Source organism: Neoroseomonas alkaliterrae (genome assembly GCF_014199195.1).
GTDB classification, from domain to species: Bacteria; Pseudomonadota; Alphaproteobacteria; order Acetobacterales; family Acetobacteraceae; genus Neoroseomonas; species Neoroseomonas alkaliterrae.
This window is the reverse complement of record NZ_JACIJE010000037.1, coordinates 1-2,591: the sequence shown is the minus strand read 5'-3', so window position 1 is coordinate 2,591 and position 2,591 is coordinate 1. Positions and strand designations below refer to the sequence as shown.

5 protein-coding genes are annotated in these 2,591 nt (G+C 72.4%); 2 read left to right on the top strand and 3 right to left on the bottom strand.

What is annotated here, in order from left to right; all coding sequences use genetic code 11:
* Nucleotides 1-274 precede the first annotated feature (274 nt).
* Entirely contained in the window at nt 275-652 is a 378-nt protein-coding gene (locus tag FHS88_RS20395; RefSeq protein ID WP_184487321.1) for a hypothetical protein, read from the bottom strand.
* Between the two features lie 76 nt (nt 653-728).
* On the opposite strand from FHS88_RS20395, the gene FHS88_RS20390 reads away from it, so the two are divergent.
* Nucleotides 729-1,001, top strand: a complete 273-nt coding sequence (locus FHS88_RS20390; RefSeq protein ID WP_184487320.1) for a ribbon-helix-helix domain-containing protein — start codon at nt 729-731, stop codon at nt 999-1,001.
* 11 nt (nt 1,002-1,012) lie between these two features.
* Nucleotides 1,013-1,327 carry a type II toxin-antitoxin system RelE/ParE family toxin gene (locus tag FHS88_RS20385; RefSeq protein WP_184487319.1) on the top strand — a complete coding sequence of 105 codons (315 nt, stop codon included), beginning with the start codon at nt 1,013-1,015 and terminating at the stop codon, nt 1,325-1,327.
* A gap of 2 nt (nt 1,328-1,329) precedes the next feature.
* Here the strand turns inward: FHS88_RS20385 and FHS88_RS20380 are convergent, their stop codons facing one another.
* Nucleotides 1,330-2,286 (bottom strand): phage tail tube protein, encoded by a 957-nt coding sequence (locus tag FHS88_RS20380; RefSeq protein ID WP_184487318.1) that lies wholly within the window; start codon nt 2,284-2,286, stop codon nt 1,330-1,332.
* Nucleotides 2,287-2,298: 12 nt separating this feature from the next.
* Nucleotides 2,299-2,591 (bottom strand): hypothetical protein (locus FHS88_RS20375; RefSeq protein WP_184487317.1); only part of this gene is annotated, 293 nt, incomplete at its 5' end.

Sequence of the window (2,591 nt, the reverse complement as noted above, 5' to 3'; positions counted from 1 at the left end):
GCCATGCCGATGCGGATGGCGAGCAGAAGTTCGGCGGCGGCCCAGCCCGCGGCACCGAGGTCGCGGGCCGCGGCAAGCGCGCCGGCGGTGTCGAGCGTCAGGCCGGCCATGGTGACTTCGACGCATGCGGTGCCGGCGGCCCAGCAGGCGTGGCCCTCAAGGCTGGTTGGTGCCTGCGCGGCGTAGGGGCAGGCGTCGGCGCAGTCGCGGCCGAGGGCGGCGCAGCCGCGGCAGTATTCGGGCCCGCGGCCAAAGTGCCAGGCAGCGCGGGCCCTCAGCCGTTTCCCTCGGCGGCCACCGCCGCGACGGGCGCGGTGGCGCGGTCCCAGAAGGCGGCAGCGATGTCGTCGAGGTCCATCAGGCGCTCGACCGCCTCGGGCGAGAGCGCCAGCGGCTTGCCCGCGCTGTCGCCGACGCCTTCCCAGGCGGTGACGGCGTGCCGGGCAAGCGCCTTGACCAGGAAGGCGAAGGACAGGCCGCGCGACATGTCGGGGTCGAGATCCGGGTCGGCGATGCGGATTGCGGCGAGGCGGCGCGCGGCGGCGGCCTGCGCGGCGGCCATGACGGCGGTCGTCACGGGTCGGATCTCCACGCGGACGCCGCGCGGCAGGTCGAGCCAATACGGCTCGGTGGGAAGGTCCAGGGTGAGCATGATAAGGTGGCCTCCGAGGGAAACACGGGTCCGCGCCCGAGCGTTCGCTGGGACAGCTTGGGCTGAGGAGATTGCGATGACGGTCGTTCGGCTGACCGAGGAGCAGGAGGCCATCGCCCAGTCGGCAATGGCGACCGGCCGCTACAACGGGCCGCAGGAGGTGATCGACGCGGCGCTCAAGCTGCTCAAGACGCGCGAGGAACAGCGCGAGGCCTTCCTGCGCTCGCTCGACGACGCGCGCCGGGAGGGAGAGGAGAAGGGCTACGTCGAAATCGACGAGGTGGCGGCAGAGCTCGATGCCATCATCGCCGAGGCGGAGGCGAAGCTCGCCGCGCGCAGCGGCCACTGACCTTGGAGAGATTGGCGCCTCGCGCGCGGCTCACGCCGCGGGCGCAACGGGAGCTCACCGAGGCGGTCCGCTGGATCGCGCAGGAACAACCCGCCGCCGCGCGCGCCTTGCGGGATGCGGTGCTCGGCGCGGCAGAACGCATCGGCCGCCACCCGGAGAGCGGCGCGGTGCGCGAGGACCTCGCTCCGCTGCCGGTACGCTTCGTCGCCCTGCCGCGGTTCCGCTACGTCATCGTGTATGAGGCGCGGCCGCAGGAGCGGCCCGTCATCCTGCGCATCGTGCATGGTGCCATGGATCTGCCGGAGGTCCTCGGCCGGCGCGGTTGAGCTCACGCATAATCCGTCCCCGCCTGCTGGTTCTTCAGCACCGCGGTCATCATGCGCGTCGCCGTCGCGTTGAAAGCCGCGCGGAACTCGAAGCTGGCCTCGACGCCAGCGGGCCCCTCGATCGGCGTCTTGGCCAGCGCCAGGTAGACCTCGTGCAGCGTGAAGGTGAGGCTGCGGTTGGCGTCGATGGTGAACGCGAAGGCGAACTCCGCCGCGGTGCCGTTCTGCGCCTGCGTCAGCAGCGTGGTGTCCGCGAAGCGCGCGGTGATCTGGCCGGTGGCCCGCGCGATGCCGGGATCCGCGCCCTCGATCTTGCGGTCGGCGCGGATGGTGCGCACCGCCTCCACGCTGTTCGAGTAGGCGAGCCGCGCGCCGGTGACCTGCGCCAGCGCAGAGCCGCCGCGGGAGATGGAGCCCTGCGCCTTGTTGAAGGCGGTGTAGGCGGCCGAGACCGGCGTGCCGCCGGAGGACGAGCCGGAGCGCGTCGAGCCCTGGGCGATCAGCTTGATCGTCGCGGTGGCGGGGCCGGTCGGCGAGAAATCGATCTCCAGCGCGTCCGCACGCACGCCGGCGCAAACATCGTAGCTCGGCACGTCGGGATAGCCGATCTCGATCGCCTGCGAAGGCAGCGTCGCCGCACCCGAACCGAAGGTGTGGGTGAAGTTGGGGTTGGTGCCGGTCGTGGTCGGCGCGCCGAGCAGCAGGCGCAGCCAGTGGCCGATGTTGATCAGGTCGACCGGCACGACGACGTCGCCCTCGACCGTGACGGTGTCGAAGAACGGCGCGGCGGGATCGCGATTGCCGCCAAGGCCGATGACGTCGGCGTCCAGCAGCGGCTGCTCGGCGCCGAGGTTGCAGGAGAGGAAGGGCACGCGCCGCCAGTTGCCGCCCGGCGCGGTGCCGTAGGCCACCTCGGGGATCATGAGCAGGCGCGAGTTCGCGCCGATGGCACGGGGCATCGGAAGCTCCTGTCAGGCCAGTGGCGAGCCGGCGACGGTGAAGAACAGCGTGACGGGGACGGAGGCGGCGCGGGCCGCGGCGGCGCCCTCGGTCTCGGCGTCGTCGAAGGACGGCGCGCCGGGCTGCACCCACTCGACTGCGCCGCCGAGGGTGCGGTCGCCTGTGATCGCGGCTGCGATGTCGACCAGCAGCGCGTCGAGCAGTGTGCCCGTGGTCGCGACGACCTCGACCTCGGCGCGGTGCTCGACCGCCCAGGCGAGCGGCGAGAGGATCGCGGTCTCCTCCACCGTCTCGCCGTCACGCA

Coding starts and splice junctions, on each gene's coding strand:
- FHS88_RS20395 (WP_184487321.1), bottom strand. CDS start 652: ATGCTCACCCTGGACCTTCCCACCGAGCCGTATTGGCTCGACCTGCCG.
- FHS88_RS20390 (WP_184487320.1), top strand. CDS start 729: ATGACGGTCGTTCGGCTGACCGAGGAGCAGGAGGCCATCGCCCAGTCG.
- FHS88_RS20380 (WP_184487318.1), bottom strand. CDS start 2,286: ATGCCCCGTGCCATCGGCGCGAACTCGCGCCTGCTCATGATCCCCGAG.